The sequence below is a fragment of the Pseudomonas cavernae genome, assembly GCF_003595175.1.
Taxonomy (GTDB): Bacteria; Pseudomonadota; Gammaproteobacteria; order Pseudomonadales; family Pseudomonadaceae; genus Aquipseudomonas; species Aquipseudomonas cavernae.
The window spans coordinates 3,983,990-4,002,877 of sequence record NZ_CP032419.1; the positions used below are offsets into that span (position 1 = coordinate 3,983,990).

16 protein-coding genes and 1 pseudogene are annotated in these 18,888 nt (G+C 66.3%); 8 read left to right on the forward strand and 9 right to left on the reverse strand.

Annotated elements, in window-relative coordinates; translation table 11 throughout:
* Positions 1 to 6 precede the first annotated feature (6 nt).
* From D3880_RS18105 to D3880_RS18130, 6 genes and pseudogenes are all read left to right on the forward strand, one after another.
* Positions 7 to 1,071, forward strand: coding sequence for an imelysin family protein (locus D3880_RS18105; protein WP_119894811.1), 1,065 nt, complete (start codon positions 7 to 9; stop codon positions 1,069 to 1,071).
* Positions 1,072 to 1,083: 12 nt separating this feature from the next.
* Positions 1,084 to 2,178: a DUF1513 domain-containing protein gene (locus tag D3880_RS18110; RefSeq protein WP_119894812.1), complete on the forward strand. Its 1,095-nt coding sequence runs from the start codon at positions 1,084 to 1,086 to the stop codon at positions 2,176 to 2,178.
* A 624-nt stretch (positions 2,179 to 2,802) separates the two neighbouring features.
* Positions 2,803 to 3,012: pseudogene (locus D3880_RS23430) on the forward strand (methyl-accepting chemotaxis protein); the annotation flags it as partial.
* A gap of 228 nt (positions 3,013 to 3,240) precedes the next feature.
* Positions 3,241 to 3,945, forward strand: a complete 705-nt coding sequence (locus D3880_RS23435) for a methyl-accepting chemotaxis protein (protein ID WP_420800879.1) — start codon at positions 3,241 to 3,243, stop codon at positions 3,943 to 3,945.
* Positions 3,946 to 4,177: 232 nt separating this feature from the next.
* Positions 4,178 to 5,323 carry an efflux RND transporter periplasmic adaptor subunit gene (locus D3880_RS18120; protein WP_119894814.1) on the forward strand — a complete coding sequence of 382 codons (1,146 nt, stop codon included), beginning with the start codon at positions 4,178 to 4,180 and terminating at the stop codon, positions 5,321 to 5,323.
* Positions 5,324 to 5,493: 170 nt separating this feature from the next.
* Positions 5,494 to 8,562, forward strand: a complete 3,069-nt coding sequence (locus D3880_RS18130; protein WP_119894815.1) for a multidrug efflux RND transporter permease subunit — start codon at positions 5,494 to 5,496, stop codon at positions 8,560 to 8,562.
* A gap of 50 nt (positions 8,563 to 8,612) precedes the next feature.
* Here D3880_RS18130 and D3880_RS18135 read toward each other — a convergent pair whose 3' ends face one another.
* The 5 genes from D3880_RS18135 to D3880_RS18155 all read right to left on the reverse strand — a co-directional run bounded on the left by D3880_RS18135 (position 8,613) and on the right by D3880_RS18155 (position 12,366).
* A complete protein-coding gene (locus D3880_RS18135; RefSeq protein ID WP_119894816.1) occupies positions 8,613 to 8,840 on the reverse strand; it encodes a hypothetical protein in 228 nt (75 codons plus the stop codon).
* A complete protein-coding gene (locus D3880_RS18140; RefSeq protein ID WP_119894817.1) occupies positions 8,837 to 9,553 on the reverse strand; it encodes a lipopolysaccharide kinase InaA family protein in 717 nt (238 codons plus the stop codon). The genes D3880_RS18135 and D3880_RS18140 overlap by 4 nt, the downstream gene beginning before the upstream one ends.
* Before the next feature lie 9 nt (positions 9,554 to 9,562).
* Positions 9,563 to 10,243, reverse strand: coding sequence for a class I SAM-dependent methyltransferase (locus D3880_RS18145; protein ID WP_119894818.1), 681 nt, complete (start codon positions 10,241 to 10,243; stop codon positions 9,563 to 9,565).
* Positions 10,244 to 10,421: 178 nt separating this feature from the next.
* On the reverse strand, positions 10,422 to 11,693 hold the full coding sequence (locus tag D3880_RS18150) for a sensor histidine kinase (protein WP_119894819.1): 1,272 nt from the start codon (positions 11,691 to 11,693) through the stop codon (positions 10,422 to 10,424).
* Positions 11,683 to 12,366 carry a response regulator transcription factor gene (locus D3880_RS18155; protein WP_119894820.1) on the reverse strand — a complete coding sequence of 228 codons (684 nt, stop codon included), beginning with the start codon at positions 12,364 to 12,366 and terminating at the stop codon, positions 11,683 to 11,685. Before D3880_RS18155 ends, D3880_RS18150 begins: the two co-directional genes overlap by 11 nt.
* 163 nt (positions 12,367 to 12,529) lie before the next feature.
* On the opposite strand from D3880_RS18155, the gene D3880_RS18160 reads away from it, so the two are divergent.
* The gene (locus D3880_RS18160; RefSeq protein WP_119894821.1) at positions 12,530 to 14,479 is read left to right on the forward strand and encodes an LTA synthase family protein; all 1,950 of its coding nucleotides are present in this window, start codon (positions 12,530 to 12,532) and stop codon (positions 14,477 to 14,479) included.
* A gap of 56 nt (positions 14,480 to 14,535) precedes the next feature.
* Entirely contained in the window at positions 14,536 to 15,264 is a 729-nt protein-coding gene (locus D3880_RS18165; RefSeq protein WP_119894822.1) for a phosphatase PAP2 family protein, read from the forward strand.
* Positions 15,265 to 15,436: 172 nt separating this feature from the next.
* On the opposite strand, the gene groL is transcribed toward D3880_RS18165, so the two are convergent.
* The 4 genes from groL to D3880_RS18185 form a co-directional block, all read right to left on the reverse strand.
* Positions 15,437 to 17,074, reverse strand: coding sequence for a chaperonin GroEL (gene groL, locus D3880_RS18170; RefSeq protein ID WP_119894823.1), 1,638 nt, complete (start codon positions 17,072 to 17,074; stop codon positions 15,437 to 15,439).
* Between the two features lie 49 nt (positions 17,075 to 17,123).
* Complete coding sequence (locus tag D3880_RS18175; protein WP_119894824.1) at positions 17,124 to 17,417, reverse strand: co-chaperone GroES; 294 nt, start codon at positions 17,415 to 17,417, stop codon at positions 17,124 to 17,126.
* A gap of 195 nt (positions 17,418 to 17,612) precedes the next feature.
* Positions 17,613 to 18,065 (reverse strand): FxsA family protein, encoded by a 453-nt coding sequence (locus tag D3880_RS18180; protein WP_119895780.1) that lies wholly within the window; start codon positions 18,063 to 18,065, stop codon positions 17,613 to 17,615.
* 63 nt (positions 18,066 to 18,128) lie between these two features.
* Complete coding sequence (locus D3880_RS18185; RefSeq protein ID WP_119894825.1) at positions 18,129 to 18,860, reverse strand: HugZ family pyridoxamine 5'-phosphate oxidase; 732 nt, start codon at positions 18,858 to 18,860, stop codon at positions 18,129 to 18,131.
* Positions 18,861 to 18,888 lie beyond the last annotated feature (28 nt).

Here is an 18,888-nt window from a genome sequence, read left to right on the forward strand (position 1 = left end):
CCGTGCATGTTCCGCCCGAAACTCTTGTTCACCAGCCTCGCCGCCCTCGCCCTCGGCGCCTGCTCGCCGCAGGACCAGCACGCGCAGACTTCCGCCGCCCTGGCCCAGCAGGTGATCCTGCCGACCTACAGCCGCTGGGTCGAGGCCGACCGCCAACTGGCCAAGAGCGCCCTGGCGTTCTGCTCCGGCCAGACAGACCTGGAAAAAGCCCGCGCCGATTTCTACAGCGCACAGAAAGCCTGGGCCGAGCTGCAGCCGCTGCTGGTCGGCCCGTTGGCCGAAGGCAACCGCGCCTGGCAGGTGCAGTTCTGGCCGGACAAGAAGAACCTGGTCGGCCGCCAAGTCGAGCAACTGGTCAAGGCCCAGCCGCAGATCGATGCCGCCGCCCTGGCCAAGGCCAGCGTCGTGGTGCAGGGCTTGTCCGCCTACGAATACATCCTCTTCGACAGCCAGATCGACCTCGCCGACAGCGCACAGAAGGCCCGCTACTGCCCGCTGCTGGAGGCCATCGGCGCCCGCCAGCAGTCGCTGGCCGAAGAAATCCTCGCGCGCTGGAACAACAAGGACGGCATGCTCGAACAGCTGAGCAAGTTCCCCAACCCGCGCTACGCCGATTCCCACGAGGCCATCGCCGAACTGCTGCGGGTGCAGGTCACCGCCCTCGACACCCTGAAGAAGAAGCTCGGCACCCCGCTCGGCCGCCTGAGCAAGGGCATCCCCCAGCCGCTGCAGGCCGAGGCCTGGCGCAGTCAGGCCTCGCTGGCCAACCTCGGTGCCAGCCTGGCCAGCGCCGAAGCGCTGTGGCGCGGGGTCGACGATCACGGCCTGCGCGGCCTGCTCGGCAGCGAGCAGCAGGCCCTGGCCGAGCGCATCGACGCCGCCTACGCCGTGGCCCGGCAGAAGCTCGAGGCGCTGCAGCCGCCGCTCGACCAACTGCTCGCCAGCGAACAGGGGCGCCAGCAGCTGAACGACTTCTACGACAGCCTCAACAGCGTGCATCGCCTGCAGGAAAGCGACCTCGCCAAGGCGCTGGGCGTGCAGCTGGGCTTCAACGCCAACGATGGCGACTGAGGAGGCCCGAACATGCTGCGCCGTCATGTCCTGAGCCTCGGCAGCGCCCTGCTGGGCGCCCTCAGCCTCGGTGGCTGGACCCTCAGCCGCCGCAGCCAGAGCCCGCTGCTGCTGTCCGCCCGCGACGATGCCGATGGCCGCCACTATGCGGTCGGCTACCGCCTGGACGGCAGCCAGGTGTTCGCCACGCCGGTGGCGCAGCGTTGCCATGACATAGTCGAGCACCCGCAGCAGCCGCTCGCCCTGTTCGTCGCCCGCCGCCCGGGCACCGCGAGCTACCTGATCGACCTGCGCGACGGCCGTCTGCTGCAGACCCTGGAATCCCAGCCAGACCGGCACTTCTATGGCCATGCGGTGTTCCATCGCGGTGGCGAATGGCTGTACGCCACCGAGAACGACACCCGCGACCCGGGCCGCGGCCTGCTCGGCGTCTACCGCTTCGAAGGCGGCCAGCTGCAACACAGCGGCGAACTCCCCACCCACGGCCTCGGCCCGCATCAGGTCAGCTGGCTGCCAGACGGTGAGACCCTGGTGGTGGCCAACGGCGGCATCCGCACCGAGGCGGAGAGCCGGGTGGAGATGAACCTCGACGCCATGCAGCCGAGCCTGGTGCTGATGCACCGCGATGGCCGCCTGCTGTCCAAGGAAACCCTAGCGCAGCCGATGAACAGCATCCGCCACCTGGCGGTCGCTGCCGACGGCACCCTGGTCGCCGGCCAGCAGTTCATGGGCGAGGCCCACGAGCACGCCGACCTGCTGGCGATCAAGCGCCCCGGCCAAGCGCTGCAGCCCTTCCCGCTGGCCGAGCCCCAGCGCCTGGCGATGCACCAGTACACCGCCAGCGTGGCGATCCACGACCAGCTGCGCCTGGTCGCCCTGACCGCGCCGCGCGGCAACCGCTTCTTCATCTGGGACCTGGACAGCGGCGCCGTGCGTCTGGACGCACCGCTGCCCGACTGCGCCGGGGTCGGCGCCGTGGCGGACGGTTTCGTGGTCACCTCCGGCCAAGGCCGCTGCCGCCTGTACGACTGCCGCGGCGAGCGCATCGCCATGCAGCCGCTGGAGCTGCCGGCCGGGCTATGGGACAACCACCTGCACCTCGCCTGAAGCTCTGAAAGCCCTGCGCTACGGAGCTTTCAGGCGCGCCCGCGCCGTAAACAATCCGACCGCCGGCGCTCAAGCGGCGACGCCCCCGGCCGATCCATGGGGACTCGAATCCGCTTGCCCCCGAGGTGCATGACCATGTCCCTGAAAAACTCCCTGCGCGCCCAGATTCTCGCGCTCCTTGGCGGCAGCCTGCTGCTGATCCTGCTCACCGCGCTGGCCTGTTTCTCCTTCCTGTCCGGCGGCATCCAGTCCTATCGCGGCCTGCTGGAAGGACCGATACAGGCCTCCGGCCTGGTGGACGCAGCCAACCTCGAATTCAAGGGCCAGGTGCAAGAATGGAAGAACCTGCTGCTGCGCGGCTCCGACCCCAGCGCCCAAGACAAATACTGGGCGCAGTTCGAGGCCCAGGAACGCAAAGTGCAGGACATCCTCGGCAAGCTGGTCGCCGAAGCCGGCGAACACAACGATCCGGCGCTGAAAGGCCAGGTCGAACGCCTGCGCACTGAGCACCAGCGTCTGGGCGCCGCCTACCGCCAGGGCCGCCAGGCCTTCATCGCCGCGGATGCCGATCCGGCCGCCGGTGATGCGGCGGTCAAGGGCATCGACCGCGCCGCCAGCGAGCAGATGAGCACGCTGGTCGCCGAGCTGCACCAGCGCAGCGCCGAGCAGTCTGCCGCCATCAGTGCCAGCGCCGACCGCACCCTCACCTGGGGCTTGATTGTGATATTGGCCGCCAGCCTATTGATCGGCCTGTTCAGCCTGTGGCTGGTCAACCGGCAGTTGATCACGCCGATCCGCGACCTGATCGAGCATATCGCCCGTCTCAGCCAGGGCAATTTCGGCCAGCACGTCGACAGCCACCGCCGCGACGAACTGGGGCGCCTGGCCGTGGCCGCCAATACCCTGCGCGACTTCCTCGCCGACACCTTCAGCCGCCTGCAACACAGCACCGGCGAGCTGGACAGCGCCAGCGGCGAGCTCAATGCCATCGCCACCCTGATGGCCCAGGGCACCCGCGAGCAATTTTCGCGCACCGACCAAGTCGCCACGGCGATGCACGAGATGTCCGCCACCGCCCAGGAAGTCGCGCGGCATGCCGCCGAGGCGGCACGCGCCGCCGACGACGCCGACCACTCGGCACAACAGGGCGAGCAGGTCATGCAGGCTACGATCCACACCATCACCGGCATGCGCAGCGAGATCGCCAACACCGCCGAGGTGATCCGCCGCCTGGAAAGCGACAGCGGGCGCATCGGCAAGGTTCTGGAAGTGATCCGCGGCATCGCCGAGCAGACCAACCTGCTGGCCCTCAACGCCGCCATCGAGGCCGCCCGTGCCGGCGAGCAGGGGCGCGGCTTCGCCGTGGTCGCCGACGAGGTGCGCACCCTGGCCCAACGCACCGCCGAATCCACCGCCGAGATCCACCAGATCATCGACACCGTGCAAACCGGCGCGCTCAATGCCGTGCGCGCCATCGAGAACGGCCAGAGCCGCAGTGAACAGGGCGTGACCCAGGTGACCGAGGCCGGCGCCATGCTCCAGCGCATCACCGCCGCGGTGGAGGCCATTCGCGACATGAACCGGCAGATCGCCACCGCCGCCGAGGAACAGACCTCGGTGGCCGAGGACATCTCGCGCAACCTCACCGAGATCACCGCTATCGCCACCAGCAATGAAGAACAGGTGCGGCGCACCCAGCACTCCAGCCAGGAACTGCACGGTCTCTCCGGCCAACTGACCAGCGTGACCCAGTGCCTCAGCGCCTGACTCCGCTAGCCGGAACGGCACAGGAGGCGCCATTAATGCCGGCACTCCGCTATCAATCGCGGATTTAAAAGCGCAGCATCTGCGGTGAAGTTCGCCGAATCACAGGTGTATCCCGGCGCCAGACCGGCGGGCAACTTTTTGCCATGCCTCGCCTTTGACTTGCCAGGCCTCTGGGACTAAGGTGCATGCCCGCCTATTCCCAGGCCCTCATTACCCGCCAAGGAACCGGAATATGTTGCTCCGCCGCATGCTCACCATGCTGGGGGTTGTGCTCGTCGTGGTGCTGCTCCTGGCCAGCTACAAAGCCTTCTCGATCCGCGAACAGATCAAGCAATTCTCCGCGCCCCAGCCACCGATCAGCGTCTCGGCGGCGATTGCCGAGCAGCGCCAGTGGCAGGAACGCCTGCCGGCCATCGGTACGCTCAAGGCCTCGCAGGGCGTCGACCTCACCGTCGAAGTCACCGGCACCGTGCGTGATGTGCTGTTCCGCTCCGGCGAGCATGTCGCCGCTCACCAGCCGCTGATCCAGATGGACGGCGCGGTCGAGCAGGCCTCGCTGGAATCCGCCGAAGCCGAGCTGAACCTCGCCCGCGTCGAATTCGAGCGTGGCCGCAGCCTGATCAGCCGGCAGATGATCTCCAAGAGCGATTTCGACCGCCTCGCCTCGCAGCTGCAGCAAAACAGCGGCCGGGTCGCACAGCTCAAGGCGCTGCTCGGCAAGAAGCGCATCCTCGCGCCGTTCGCCGGCACCATCGGTATCCGCCAGATCGACGTGGGCGACTACCTCGCCTCGGGCACCACCATCGCCACCCTGCAGGATCTCTCGACCCTGTACGTCGACTTCTTCCTGCCCGAGCAGGCGGTGCCCAAGTTGCAGGTCGGCCAGCGCGTACAGCTCGGCGTCGCGGCCTTCCCGGGCGAGGCGTTCATGGGCGAGCTCGCCGCGATCAACCCGAAGGTCGACGAGAACACCCGCAACGTGCAGGTCCGCGCGACCCTGCCCAACCCGGGCGAGAAGCTGTTGCCGGGCATGTTCGCCAACCTCACCGTGCTGCTGCCGAACAGCGCAGCACGCGTGGTGGTGCCGGAAACCGCGGTGACCTTCTCGCTGTACGGCAACTCGATCTACGTCGTCGAGGCGGAGAAGAACGACGACGGCAGCGCCAAGCACGACGACCAGGGCCAGCCGCGCCTGGTGGCCAAGCGCGTGTTCGTCGAGACCGGTGAGCGCCGCGACGGTGAGGTGGTGGTGCTCAAGGGCCTGACCGCCGGCCAACAGGTGGTCACCACCGGCCAGCTCAAGCTGGATAACGGCGCGCACGTCAGCATCGTCGCCGAGCCCGCCGCCCGCACCACCAGCCAGGCCAGCGGCCGCTAACAGGCCGTTGAAAAATGTAGGCGAGGCAGCCGAGACAAGGCAAAAACGGCCGAAAAAGCGCAGTTTACGTGTTGTAAATGAGCATTTTGAGGCTGTTTTTAACGCCGGATCGGCAACGTAGGTAATTTTTCAACGGCCTGCTAACCCGGGTGCTGGAAAAGGAATCATCCATGGCTTTTACCGATCCGTTCATCCGTCGCCCGGTGCTGGCGACGGTGGTCAGCCTGCTGATCGTCCTACTCGGCATCCAGGCCTTCAACAGCCTGGTGATCCGCCAGTACCCGCAGATGGAAAACGCCCTGATCACGGTGACCACCGCCTACCCCGGGGCCAACGCCGAGACCATCCAGGGCTACATCACCCAGCCGCTGCAGCAGAGCCTGGCGAGCGCCGAAGGCGTCGACTACATGACCTCAGTCAGTCGGCAGAACTTCTCGGTGATCTCGCTCTATGCGCGCGTCGGCGCCGACTCCGATCGCCTGTTCACCGAGCTGCTGGCCAAGACCAACGAGGTCAAGAGCCAGCTGCCGCAGGAAGCCGAAGACCCAGTGCTGGAGAAGCAGGCCGCCGACGCCTCGGCGCTGATGTACATCAGCTTCCACAGCAAGGAGCTGAACTACCAGCAGATCACCGACTACCTGACCCGCGTGGTGCAGCCCAAACTGGCGACCCTGCCAGGCATCGCTGAGGCAGAGGTCCAGGGGGCGCGGAAGTTCGCCATGCGCCTGTGGCTCGACCCGGTGCGCATGGCCGCCCACAGCATCACCGCCGGCGACGTGCGCGAGGCGGTGCAGAAGTACAACTTCCTCTCCGCCGCCGGTGAAGTGAAGGGCGAACTGGTGGTCAGCAGCGTCAACGCCAGCACCGATCTGAAGAGCCCCGAGGCCTTCGCCGCGATCCCGCTGAAGACCGAGGGCGACCGTCGCGTGCGCATCGGCGACGTGGCGCGGGTAGAGATGGGCGCGGAGAACTACGACGCGGTCAGCTCGTTCAACAGCATCCCGTCGGTGTACATCGCCATCAAGGGCACGCCGACCTCCAACCCGCTGGACGTGATCAAGGAAGTGCGCGCCAAGCTGCCGTCGGTCGAGCGCGAGCTGCCGCCGGCGCTGAAGATGTCGATCGCTTACGACGGCACGCTGTTCATTCAGGAATCGATCAACGAGGTGATCAAGACCCTCGCCGAAGCGGTGCTGATCGTCATCGTCGTGGTGTTCCTGTTCCTCGGCGCGTTCCGCTCGGTGCTGATCCCGGTGGTGACCATCCCGCTGTCGATGATCGGCGTGCTGTTCTTCATGCAGCTGATGGGCTACTCGATCAACCTGCTGACCCTGCTGGCCATGGTCCTGGCCATCGGCCTGGTTGTGGACGACGCGATCGTCGTGGTGGAGAACATCCACCGCCACATCGAGGAGGGCAAGAAGCCATTCGACGCCGCCCTGCTCGGCGCCCGCGAGATCGCCACGCCGGTGATCGCGATGACCATCACCCTGGCCGCGGTGTACGCACCGATCGGCTTCCTCGAAGGCCTGACCGGCGCGCTGTTCCGCGAGTTCGCCCTCACCCTGGCCGGCGCGGTGATCATCTCCGGCATCGTCGCCCTGACCCTGTCGCCGATGATGTGCTCGCAGTTGCTGCGCCACGAAGAAAACCCCAGCGGCCTGGCGTACCGCCTCGACCTGCTGTTCGAGCGCCTCAAGCAGCGCTACCGTAGCGCCCTGCACCGCACCCTGGACACCCGCCCGGTGGTCTACGTGTTCGCCCTGATCATCCTGGCACTGATCCCGGTGTTGCTGATGTTCACCCAGCGCGAGCTGGCGCCGGACGAGGACCAGGCCTTCCTGTTCATCATGTCCAACGCACCGCAGACCGCCAACCTGGATTACCTGAACCGCTACACCGACCAGTACCAGAAGGTCTTCAGCGAGTTTCCCGAGTACGACTCGGCGTTCCAGATCAACGGATTCAACGGTGTGCAGTCGGGCATCGGCGGACTGATGCTCAAGCCCTGGGGTGAGCGCGAGCGCAGCCAGAAGGAGCTGATGCACGCCTTCCAGCAGCGCGCCAACCAGATCCCCGGCCTGCAGGTGTTCGTCTTCAGCCTGCCGTCGCTGCCAGGCACCGGCGAAGGCCTGCCGTTCCAGTTCGTGGTCACCAGCTCCGGCGACTACGCCTCGCTGCTGCAGGTCGCCGAGCGGATCAAACAGCGCGCCCAGGCGACCAACAAGTTCGCCGTGCTCGACCTCGACCTGGCCTTCGACAAGCCGGAAATCGTCGTCGACATCGACCGCGACAAGGCCGCGCAGATCGGCGTGTCGATGGACGAGCTGGGCACCACCCTGGCCACCCTGCTCGGCGAAGGCGAGATCAACCGCTTCACCGTGGACGGCCGCAGCTACAAGGTGATCGCCCAGGTCGATCGCGCCTACCGCAACAGCCCGACCCGTCTGGACAACTACTTCGTGCGCAGCGAAAGCGGCGCGATGTTGCCGCTGTCGACGCTGATCACCGTGCGCGAACAGGCGCGGCCGCGCCAGCTCAACCAGTTCCAGCAGCTCAACTCGGCGATCATCTCCGGCTTCCCGATGGTCAGTCAGGGCGAGGCGCTAGCCACCGTGCAGCAGATCGCCCGCGAGGAAGCACCGAGCGGCTACACCTTCGACTACGCCGGCGCCTCGCGGCAGTTCGTCAACGAAGGCAACGCGCTGTACGTGACCTTCGCCCTGGCCCTGGCGGTAATCTTCCTGGTCCTTGCCGCACAGTTCGAGAGCTTCCGCGACCCGCTGGTGATCCTGGTCACCGTGCCGCTGTCGATCTGCGGGGCGTTGATTCCGCTGTTCCTCGGCTGGTCGAGCATGAACATCTACACCCAGGTCGGCCTGGTCACGCTGATCGGCCTGATCAGCAAGCACGGTATTCTCATCGTCGAGTTCGCCAACCAGCTGCGTCGCCAGGGCCGCGGCATGCGCGAGGCGATCGAGGAAGCCGCGGCGATCCGCCTACGCCCGGTGCTGATGACGACCGCGGCGATGGTCTTCGGCATGGTGCCGCTGATCTTCGCCACCGGTGCCGGCGCGGTGAGTCGCTTCGACATCGGCCTGGTGATCGCCACCGGCATGTCGGTGGGCACCCTGTTCACCCTGTTCGTGCTGCCCTGCGTGTACGTGCTGCTGGCCCACCCGGACCGCGCGCCAGCCACCGCGGCGCCGCCCGCCGCGCTAGCGAGCGATCAGCTCTGAACGAAAAAGCCCCGCATCTGCGGGGCTTTTTTGTACTGGCGCCAGCGGCTTCAGCCCTGGGAACGCAGTCCTTGCGAGAGGCCGAACATCAGCAGCAACAGATCGCCATCGGGCCGTGCCGATTTCAGACCCTGATGCTGCACGGGCAACGGACAGTGGTCTTGCGCGGCCGGCGTGCCCAGCACCTGCGGACCCGGCTCATGCCAGGCGGCCGCCGCCAGAGAGGCCACACCGAGCGCACCGATCAGGAATAAACCTCGTGCGATTTCTAACTTCATGATTGCAACCCCTTGATAGCGCTGCCAAACGCTGTCTGGTAACCGTAGATCAGTTGTTGCCAGTCCGCCGCGTTCCACGACGAGTGGCGGCGCAGCTGCCGCAAGTCGTGCCGGGCCGCACGCCCGCGACTCAGGCGCCGCCGGCTTTTTTCCAGATCCAGCAGGGCGACCTCCACCTGCGGCTGCCCGCCCTCGCTTTCGCGTACCCGCACGAAGACATGCTTGGCGTACAGGCAACCGTGCTGCCAGCGCGCCCGGTGCAGGCGCGCCAGCAGCTCGCTCAGACGCTGCAGCAGGCGTTGATGCACGGCTTCGCCATGGCGCTCGCGGCCACCCGCGGCGTACCAGGCGTCGATGTCGACAAAGCCCTCCAGCGCCTCGGTCACCAGCAGGGCCCGCCAGTCGTGATCCGGCTCTTGCTGGGCGCCGCAATACACTAGATTCGGTACCGTCACCCCGAGCCGGCGGAAGGCCTTGAGGGCATCGCGCTCGCGCAGCACCGTCGGGCGGCCGAAGGGGTAGCGCAGGCTGCGGTAGAGGTGGCCGACCTGGCGCTTGGCATACAGCAAGCGGCCGTCGTCGGCGCGCAGCCGCATCACACCGCTTTCGCCGCCGCGGCGTTGATTGGGCGCCTCGACCCACTCGCCGCGTTGCTGCCACCAGAAGTCAAAATGCCCAGATTGGATCCGCACCCGAGCCGACTGCAATGCCATACCCATCAATCAGCCCTTGCGCAAGACGTACACACGCCACATGGCGTACAACGGCAGGAAGTCGAAATGCTCCTGGACGCGGAAGCCGGCCTGACGAAACTCGGCCTCGACCGTGGCCGCCGGGATCACGAAACGGTTCTGGTAATCCGTCGACCCGCTTCTGGCCGCGCGCCGGCGCTCCAGGCGCGTCCGCCGCCAGGCCTTGAAGTTGCCGTCGACCCACAACGACAGGATCAGGCTGTCACGCGACACCCGCGCGCACTCACGCAGCAGCTTCTGCCGGTGCTCGGCGTCGCCGATGTGGTGCAGCAGGCGCATGCAGAAGATGCTGTCCACCGAGTTGTCTGGCAGCTCGATGGCGAAGGCCGAGGTCTGCAGCGGTTTGACGCGGCTCACCACTTCCGCCGGCTGGGCGGCACAGGCCACCCGCAACATGTCGGCCGAGTTGTCCGCGCCGATGATCACGCGGTTGGGCTTTTCCGCCAGCAGCGGCCAGAACCGCCCGGCGCCGCAGGGTAGATCGAGCACCAGCCCCGGCTCGCCGGCCAGAGCCAGGGCACGCCGGGCCAGCTGTTCGTCACGCCGATGGGACATCCGCCGCCAGAAACCATCCTGATGCTTGCGCAGATATTCCTGGGCATGCTCCTGATCGTACTTGTCGGAGAATTCGAGCTTGATTGGCTGGGACATGAGGCCCTCCTGAGGACTATTCGCACCACCCTAGCCCTCGGCCTATCAACAACCGGTCAACCCAAGGTGAAAATTTCGTCAAAGCCCGCGTTTCCGATAACGGCACGCGGAACAGCTACGGGGCTCTGACCCTGCAGGCGCCGAGTGGTTCGCCTGGCGCGCTCACCGAAGGTTGCAGTTATCCCACCAGCTCGACCCGGAAGCGGCAGCCGCTCGGCTCCACTGCCGCCAGCTGCACCGTCCAGCCCTGGCTCTCGCAGATCCTCTGCACCAGCGACAGGCCCAGCCCCAGGCCATCGCCGCGCTGCTCGCCGCCACGCACGAACGGCTGGAACACCGCCTCGCGCTGGCTCTCGGGGATGCCGACGCCGGTATCCTCGATGACGAAGCCGTTGCTCAGCAGGCCCAGGCTGATCCGCCCGTGATCGGTGTAGTGCCAGGCATTACGCAACAGGTTGCCCATCACCGTGCGCAGCAGGGTCGGGTTGAATTTGCCCTGCAGCGCTTCGCCGTGCTGGTAGTCCAGCTGCAGGCCTTTGCTCTCGATCGGCTCGCGCCACTGTTCGACCAGTTCGTCGGCGATGCTGCCGAGGCTGATTTCCGGCAGCGAGTCGGCATCGTCCTGCTGCGCGCGTGCCAGGGTGAGGAAGGTCTGCACCAGTTCGCGCATTTCCTGGGTAGCCCGGGCGATGCGCTCCACCTGGGCACGGGCACGCGGGTCGAGGGTCGAGTTTTCCAGCAACAGTTCGCAGGAGCTGGCCAGCACCATCAAGGGTGTGCGCAGTTCATGGCTGACATCGCTGGTGAACAGCCGCTCGCGCGTCAGGGCGTGGCGCAACAGGCCGAGGGTGGTATCGAAGGCGGCCGCCAGTTGGCCGACCTCGTCCTCGGCATAGTCCGGCTCCAAGGGCGGCGCCAAGGCCAGCAGCTGATCGCGATGCCGCACCTGGCGCGACAGCCGCACCACCGGCTCGATCACCTTGCGCGCCAGCAGCCAGCCGAGCACCAACGCCAGCGCGATGCTGAGCAGGAAGCCGACGAGCACCACGGCGAACAGCACCCGCTCGCGCTTCTCAAACTCGCTCTGATCCTGCAGCAGCACATAGCGGCGCCCGTCGACCACACGCACGAAGCCGTGATACGACAGCTCGCCGCGGAACACCTCGTGGAAGCCCGGGCCAAGGCCCTTGAGGTCGTCGGGCAGGCCGAAGCCGTACTGGCCGCCGGTGAAATAGAACAACTGCTCCGGCTCCGGACGCTGACGCCAGTCGTCCATGGTCTCCATCCGCAGCAGGCGGTCGAGATCACCGCCCAACTCGCGGGAAATCAGGCGCTCCTCGACCACGTGCACCGCCTCGACGATGCCCAGAGCGAAGGTGCCCGCCACCAGCGTGCTCATCAGCACGAAGGCGATGACGATGCGCCGCGACAGGCTGTGCTTAAACTCCATCGTCGACCTCGGCCAAGCGGTAACCGACGCCGTGCACGGTATGCAGCAGCGGGCTGGCGAACGGCTTGTCGATCACCTGGCGCAGCTGGTGAATATGGCTGCGCAGGCTGTCGCTGTCCGGGCAGTCGTCGCCCCACAGCGCCTCCTCCAGCACTTCCCGACGCAGCACGTGCGGGCTTTTCTGCATCAGCACGGCGAGCAGCTTGAGGCCCACCGGATTGAGCTTGAGCGTGCGCCCGCCGCGGCTGACCTGCAGGGTATCCAAGTCGTAGCTGAGATCGCCCACCTGCAGGCTGCGCCGCCCGCCGCCCTGGCTGCGGCGCAGCACCGCCTCGATGCGCGCCGCCAGCTCGGACAGCGCGAAGGGCTTGAGCAGATAATCGTCGGCGCCGGCACGGAAGCCCTGCAGGCGGTCGTCCAGTTGGTCGCGGGCGGTCAGCATGATCACCGGGGTGTCGCGCCGGGCATCCTCGCGCAGGCGCCTGCACAGGGTGTAGCCGTCCAGGCCGGGGAGCATGATGTCGAGGACGATCAGGTCGTAATGCTCGCTGGCCGCCAGGTGCAGGCCCGTCAGGCCGTCCTGAGCGCAATCCACGCCGTAGCCCTTGATTCCCAGGTAATCGGCCATGTTGGCCAGGATGTCGCGATTGTCTTCGACCAGCAGAATGCGCATTGCCTATTCCTCATCGGCGCGTGTCGGCGCCGTCTGCAGCAAACGATAACCCGAAGACTCCCGCTTGCCGCGCCTTTGACGGATTTTTCACCCGCGATTCACGCCGCCATTACGGCGTCCTGCCCAGACTGCCGGCCATCGTTCCCCCTGCTGGATGGTCCCCATGCCGCTGCTGCGCACCGCTCCCCTCCGCTATCTGCTTGTGCTGTTATCGACCTGGCTGGCCGTATTCCTGCTGACCCGTGGCGTACTGCTGGGCAGTCACCTGCACGAGGCGGCGGGCGGCTTCCTGCACGTGTTCGCCATCGGCCTGCTGTATGACCTCGGTTTCCTCGCCTACGCCGCCCTGCCGCTCGGCCTGTATCTGCTGCTGTGCCCTCCGGCGCTGTGGTGCCGCCCTGGGCACCGGTTGTTCCTGCACATCGTGCTGGCCGTCAGCCTGTTCCTGATGCTGTTCACCGCCGTGGCGGAATGGCTGTTCTGGGGCGAGTTCGGCGTGCGCTTCAACTTCATCGCCGTCGATTACCTGGTGTACTCCGACGAGGTGCTGCACAACCTGCTGGAGTCCTACCCCATCGGCCGCCTGCTGGCCAGTCTGGCGCTGGTCACCGCTGCGCTGCTGCTGGTCCTGCACAAGCCGCTCAAGGCTGCGCTGGCCGCGCCCCTGCCGGCGTTGCGCGGACGGCTGGCAGGTGGCCTGGCCCTGGCCGTGTTGGCCGGCCTCAGCGGCCTGCTGCTCGATCAGGACCAGCCGCGCGGCCTGGGCGGCAATGCCTACCAGCACGAACTGGCGAGCAATGGCCCGTACCAGTTCTTCGCCGCCTTTCGCAACAACGAGCTGGACTACCCGCAGTTCTACCGCAGCCTGCCGCCCGCCGTGGTGGCCCAGCAGTTGCGCCACGAACTGAGCGAGCCGAACGCACGCTTCGTCGCGGCCGACCCGCTGGACATCCGCCGGCAGATCGACAACCCCGGCACCCCGCGCCGGCCCAACATCGTCCTGGTGACCATCGAAAGCCTCAGCGCCAAGTACCTGGGCAGCAACGGCGACCCGCGCCAGCTGACCCCGAACCTCGACGCGCTGCGCCAGCACAGCCTCTACTTCAACAACTTCTATGCCACCGGCACGCGCACCGACCGCGGCCTGGAAGCCATCACCCTGTCGGTACCGCCCACCCCCGGCCGCTCCATCGTCAAGCGCATCGGTCGCGAGAGCGGCTTCGCCAGCCTCGGCCAGCAGCTCGACGCGCAGGGCTACGACAGCGTGTTCGTCTATGGCGGGCGCGGCTACTTCGACAACATGAACGCCTTCTTCAGCGGCAACGGCTACCGGGTGGTCGACCAGAGCAGCGTCGCCGAGGCCGACATCCACTTCAAGAACGCCTGGGGCATGGCCGACGAGGATCTGTACAACCAGACCCTCAAGCTCGCCGATGCCGACTACGCCCGCGGCAAGCCGTTCCTGCTGCAGCTGATGACCACCTCCAATCACCGCCCCTACAGCTACCCAGATGGACGCATCGATATCGCCTCCGGCGCCGGCCGCGAAGGCGCGGTGAAGTACACCGACTGGGCCATCGGCCAGTTCCTCGCCGCCGCGCGGCACAAGCCCTGGTTCGACAACACCCTGTTCGTCTTCGTCGCCGACCACTGCGCCGGCAGCGCCGGCATGGAAGACCTGCCGGTGGCCAACTACCAGATTCCGCTGTTCGTCTACGCGCCGAAACTGGTGCAGGCCGGTGAGAACGACCGCCTGGCCAGCCAGATCGACCTCGCCCCGACCCTGCTCGGCCTGCTCAACCTGGACTACCAGTCGACCTTCTTCGGCCGCAACCTGCTGCAGGCGAGCAGCGCGCCGCCGCGCGTACTGCTCGGCAACTACCAGCACCTGGGCCTGTTCGACGGCCACGACCTGGCCATCCTCAGCCCGCGCCGGGCCATCCGCCGGCATGACGACGCCCTCGGCGCCAGCCGCGAAGCGCCGGCCGCCAGCGACGACCCGCTGGTGGTGCGTGACATCGCCTACTACCAGGCCGCCAGTTACGCCCTCCACCATCACCTGCTGGCCTGGCAAGCCCCGACACCCGCCGCCACCGCGCTGAGCCAGCGCTGACCCGTCCAGCCCCGGCTCCGTGCCGGGGCTGGCGTTTTTCCCAACCGGACTCCGCCATGCCATCGACCGCTGCTTCGCGCCCCCTCAACCTCTGGCTGAGCCTCTGCCTGCCGCTGGCGTTGATCGCCCTGCTGCTGCTCGTCGAGCCGACACGCCTGGACTTCGCCCTCGCCCAGTTGTTCTACAGCCCCGGGCAAGGTTTCATCGGCCGCCACAGTGCCTTTCTCGAAGACGTGCTGCATGACCGCGCCAAGCAGGCGGTGATCCTCTTCGGCGTGCTGGCCATCGTCGGGCTGCTGATCAGCTGCGCCTATAAACCCTGGACCCACCTGCGCCGGCCACTGGCTTACCTGGTGCTGGCGATGGCGCTGTCCACCGCCATAGTCACCCCGCTGAAGGCCCTGACCGCGGTGCACTGCCCCTGGAGCCTGAGCGACTTCGGCGGCACGGAAACCTACACCCCACTGCTGGCCGAGCGCGCACCGACCCTGCATCCGGGCCGCTGCTGGCCGGGCGGGCATGCCAGCAGTGGCTTCACCTTCTTCGCCCTGTTCTTCCTGCTGCGCGACCGCCGCCCGCGCCTGGCCCGCGTGGCGCTGCTCGGCACCCTGGCGTTGGGCAGCCTGTTTTCCCTGGCGCGCATGATGCAGGGCGCGCACTTCCTCTCGCACAATGTCTGGACGGCCTTGCTCGACTGGCTGATCTGCCTGGGCGCCTATCGGATGCTGCTGTATCGGCCGGCTGCAGAGGAGCGCAGTACCGCAGAGCTGTCGGCGAGCGCCTAGGGCCTACTCGCGCCGCAGTACGCCGGCGCGGTTTCGCGCGGGCACCCACGGCGGGCTGCTGGCTGCGCTCCTGAGGCCGCCCTAGCAGGCCAATCCCCATCCGCAACTCCACGCCCATAAAAAAGCCCCGCACAAGGCGGGGCTTCCAGGTACAGCTCGGGTGCCGGTAGGCTTACATCATGCCGCCCATACCACCCATGCCGCCCATGTCCGGCATGGCCGGGGCCTTGTCGTCAGCCACTTCGGCAACCATCGCCTCGGTGGTGATCATCAGACCACCGATCGACGCGGCGGCTTGCAGGGCCGAACGGGTGACTTTGGCCGGATCGAGAATACCCATCTCGATCATGTCGCCGTACACGCCGGTGGCGGCGTTGTAGCCGTAGTTGCCGGAACCTTGCTTGACCTTGTCGACCACCACGCTCGGCTCGTCGCCGGAGTTGGCCACAATCTGGCGCAGCGGCGATTCAACGGCACGACGCAGCAGGGCAATGCCGACGTCCTGGTCGTCGTTGTCGCCTTTCAGCTCGGAGATGGCCTGCAGGGCACGCACCAGGGCCACGCCACCGCCAGGCACCACGCCTTCTTCGACGGCTGCACGGGTCGCGTGCAGGGCGTCTTCAACGCGGGTTTTCTTCTCTTTCATCTCGACTTCGGTGGCCGCGCCAACCTTGATCACGGCAACACCGCCAGCCAGTTTGGCCAGACGCTCTTGCAGTTTTTCCCGGTCGTAGTCGGAGGTGGTCTCTTCGACTTGCGCGCGAATCTGCTTAACGCGGGCTTCGATGTCGGCTTGTACGCCAGCACCGTCGATGATGGTGGTGTTCTCTTTGCTCAGCACCACGCGCTTGGCGTTACCCAGGTGCTCCAGGGTGGCGCCTTCCAGGCTCAGGCCGACTTCTTCGGAAATCACGGTACCGCCAGTCAGAATGGCGATGTCCTGCAGCATGGCCTTGCGACGGTCGCCGAAACCCGGAGCCTTGACGGCCGCGACCTTGACGATGCCACGCATGTTGTTCACCACCAGGGTGGCCAGGGCTTCGCCTTCGACGTCTTCGGCCACGATCAGCAGCGGACGACCGGCTTTGGCCACGGACTCCAGCACCGGCAGCATTTCGCGGATGTTGGAGATCTTCTTGTCGACCAGCAGGATCAGCGGGCCTTCCAGCTCGGCGACCATGGTGTCCGGCTTGTTGATGAAGTACGGCGACAGGTAGCCACGGTCGAACTGCATGCCTTCTACCACGGACAGTTCGTTTTCCAGGCCCGAGCCTTCTTCAACGGTGATCACGCCTTCCTTGCCGACTTTTTCCATGGCTTCGGCGATGATTTCACCGATGGATTCGTCCGAGTTGGCGGAGATGGTGCCGACCTGGGCGATCGCCTTGGTGTCGGTGCACGGCTTGGCCAGCTCTTTCAGCTGGGCGACGATGGCGATGGTCGCCTTGTCGATGCCGCGCTTCAGGTCCATCGGGTTCATGCCGGCAGCGACGGCCTTCAGGCCTTCGTTGACGATGGCCTGAGCCAGAACGGTGGCGGTGGTGGTGCCGTCACCGGCAGCGTCGTTGGCCTTGGAAGCCACGTCTTTCACCAGCTGGGCGCCCATGTTTTCGAACTTGTCTTTCAGTTCGATTTCTTTGGCAACGGAAACGCCGTCCTTGGTGATGGTCGGGGCGCCGAAGCTCTTTTCCAGGATCACGTTACGGCCTTTCGGGCCGAGGGTCGCTTTTACCGCATCCGCCAGCACGTTAACGCCAGCGAGCATTTTCTTGCGGCCGGCGTCGCCGAATTTCACTTCTTTAGCAGCCATGATCGTTATTCCTCAATTCTTGTCTGGGTAACAGAAACTTGTTCGACTCTCAGCCTTCGATGACGGCGAGGATTTCGCTCTCGCTCATCACCAGCAGGTCTTCGCCATCGACCTTGACGGTGTTGCTGCCCGAATACGGACCAAACACCACTTTGTCGCCCACTTTCACTGCCAGCGCGCGGACTTCACCGCTGTCCAGCAGCTTGCCGGTACCCACGGCGACGATTTCGCCACGGTTCGGCTTCTCGGCAGCCGAGCCCGGCAGCACGATACCGCCAGCGGTTTTCGATTCTTCTTCGCTGCGACGAATGACGACACGGTCATGCAGAGGACGAAGCTTCATTGTCGATCTCTCCTAATTGAGTGGTTTCCATCGCCGATGCGCGCACCGGCTGGTTGGCAAATTCCGGCGTTGCCGGGTGCGACCCGCAGAGCGGGCCGCAGAAGACTGACTGTCGTAGCCGACAGTGACCTTGCGGTGACAGCTAGATAGGGGCGCCCGCCGGCATTTCAAGGGGGCTGCGGAAAAAACTTTGCATCAGCGGTCGCGATGCTCGTATTCGCCCTCGATGACGTTCGCCTGGCTGCGCCCGGAACGGGCCTGCAGGTCATCGGCGAAGGCCCGCCGACGCAGGGCCTGTTCCTGGACACGCCGGCGCAACTTGGCCACCAGCAGGCGGCGCACCGGCGGCAGCAGGCAGACCAGGCCGACGACGTCGCTGATAAAGCCCGGCAGCAACAGCAAGCCACCACCGACGGCGATCAGCAGCCCTTCGAGCATTTCTTCCTCGGGCAGCTCGCCACGCGCCAAGCGCTCGCGGGCGCGCCAGGCCGTGGCTAGCCCAGCCACCCGCAACAGCACGCCGCCGAGCACGGCCGTGCCGATGAGCAGCAGCAGGGTCGGCAACACGCCGATGGCACTGCCAACCTTGATCAACACCGCCAACTCGATCAGCGGAAACAACAGCAATAACCAAACAAACGCGCGCATGAACATGTCCTTTGCGGTCAATGACAACCGATAAAGGCTAGATGGCGGTCAGCGCCGGCAAATTCAAGCTTCGCTCGCTTCCCGCTGTGGCCACACCTCGGCGCGAGCCAGCTGGACCAAGGCCTGGCGCACCGCGCCGGGGTTGTTACAGGATGTTGGGAACGCCAGCCAATGCAGCGCCTGGCCGATGCGCAGGTGGAAACCTTCGCTGTCGATCCCGGCCAATTCCGCTGCCGGCGCGGCGGGCAGCCCGGCCAGTTCGACATAATGGGCGATGGCCGCGACATGGTCCTGGTTCATGTGCTCGACCATGCCCAGCTCCGCCGCACCGGCGAAGGGATTGGCCAAGGTCATCTCGTTGAGCCAGTGAATCGCGCCGAATCCACCGATATAGCGCGCCCGCACCGGCTGCAGGCACCAGAAGTCGAAATCATGGGTGCGGTGATAGTCACGGGCCTGAGGGAAATAGCGGTAGTAGCGCTCGGCCGCCGCCGCGATCGCCACCTCCCCGGTCAGTTGCCGGGCCTCGGCCAGCAGGGTCAGGCGTCCGACCGCCTGCACGTCCTCGGCGCCGCGTTCACCGACCAGTAGCGAGCACTTGGGATCTTTTTGCAAATTATGCGTGTGCTGGGCGATGCGGCTGATCAGGATCAACGGCCAGCCCTGTGCATCCAGGCAATAGGGCACCACCGATCCGAACGGGAATCCGGGCATGGCCTTGGACTGGGTGGAGAGCACCCCGCGGTATTCCTTGAGTAGCAATTCTCGGGCATGCTTGCCGGCTTTCACGCTCACCTAGTGACTCCTCGCAGAGAATTCGTCA

What these genes read in the sequence shown, in the direction of transcription:
- D3880_RS18105 (WP_119894811.1), top strand. Translation starts at nt 7, where the DNA reads ATGTTCCGCCCGAAACTCTTGTTCACCAGCCTCGCCGCCCTCGCCCTC.
- D3880_RS18110 (WP_119894812.1), top strand. Translation starts at nt 1,084, where the DNA reads ATGCTGCGCCGTCATGTCCTGAGCCTCGGCAGCGCCCTGCTGGGCGCC.
- D3880_RS23435 (WP_420800879.1), top strand. Translation starts at nt 3,241, where the DNA reads ATGTCCGCCACCGCCCAGGAAGTCGCGCGGCATGCCGCCGAGGCGGCA.
- D3880_RS18120 (WP_119894814.1), top strand. Translation starts at nt 4,178, where the DNA reads ATGTTGCTCCGCCGCATGCTCACCATGCTGGGGGTTGTGCTCGTCGTG.
- D3880_RS18130 (WP_119894815.1), top strand. Translation starts at nt 5,494, where the DNA reads ATGGCTTTTACCGATCCGTTCATCCGTCGCCCGGTGCTGGCGACGGTG.
- D3880_RS18135 (WP_119894816.1), bottom strand. Translation starts at nt 8,840, where the DNA reads ATGAAGTTAGAAATCGCACGAGGTTTATTCCTGATCGGTGCGCTCGGT.
- D3880_RS18140 (WP_119894817.1), bottom strand. Translation starts at nt 9,553, where the DNA reads ATGGCATTGCAGTCGGCTCGGGTGCGGATCCAATCTGGGCATTTTGAC.
- D3880_RS18145 (WP_119894818.1), bottom strand. Translation starts at nt 10,243, where the DNA reads ATGTCCCAGCCAATCAAGCTCGAATTCTCCGACAAGTACGATCAGGAG.
- D3880_RS18150 (WP_119894819.1), bottom strand. Translation starts at nt 11,693, where the DNA reads ATGGAGTTTAAGCACAGCCTGTCGCGGCGCATCGTCATCGCCTTCGTG.
- D3880_RS18155 (WP_119894820.1), bottom strand. Translation starts at nt 12,366, where the DNA reads ATGCGCATTCTGCTGGTCGAAGACAATCGCGACATCCTGGCCAACATG.
- D3880_RS18160 (WP_119894821.1), top strand. Translation starts at nt 12,530, where the DNA reads ATGCCGCTGCTGCGCACCGCTCCCCTCCGCTATCTGCTTGTGCTGTTA.
- D3880_RS18165 (WP_119894822.1), top strand. Translation starts at nt 14,536, where the DNA reads ATGCCATCGACCGCTGCTTCGCGCCCCCTCAACCTCTGGCTGAGCCTC.
- groL (WP_119894823.1), bottom strand. Translation starts at nt 17,074, where the DNA reads ATGGCTGCTAAAGAAGTGAAATTCGGCGACGCCGGCCGCAAGAAAATG.
- D3880_RS18175 (WP_119894824.1), bottom strand. Translation starts at nt 17,417, where the DNA reads ATGAAGCTTCGTCCTCTGCATGACCGTGTCGTCATTCGTCGCAGCGAA.
- D3880_RS18180 (WP_119895780.1), bottom strand. Translation starts at nt 18,065, where the DNA reads ATGCGCGCGTTTGTTTGGTTATTGCTGTTGTTTCCGCTGATCGAGTTG.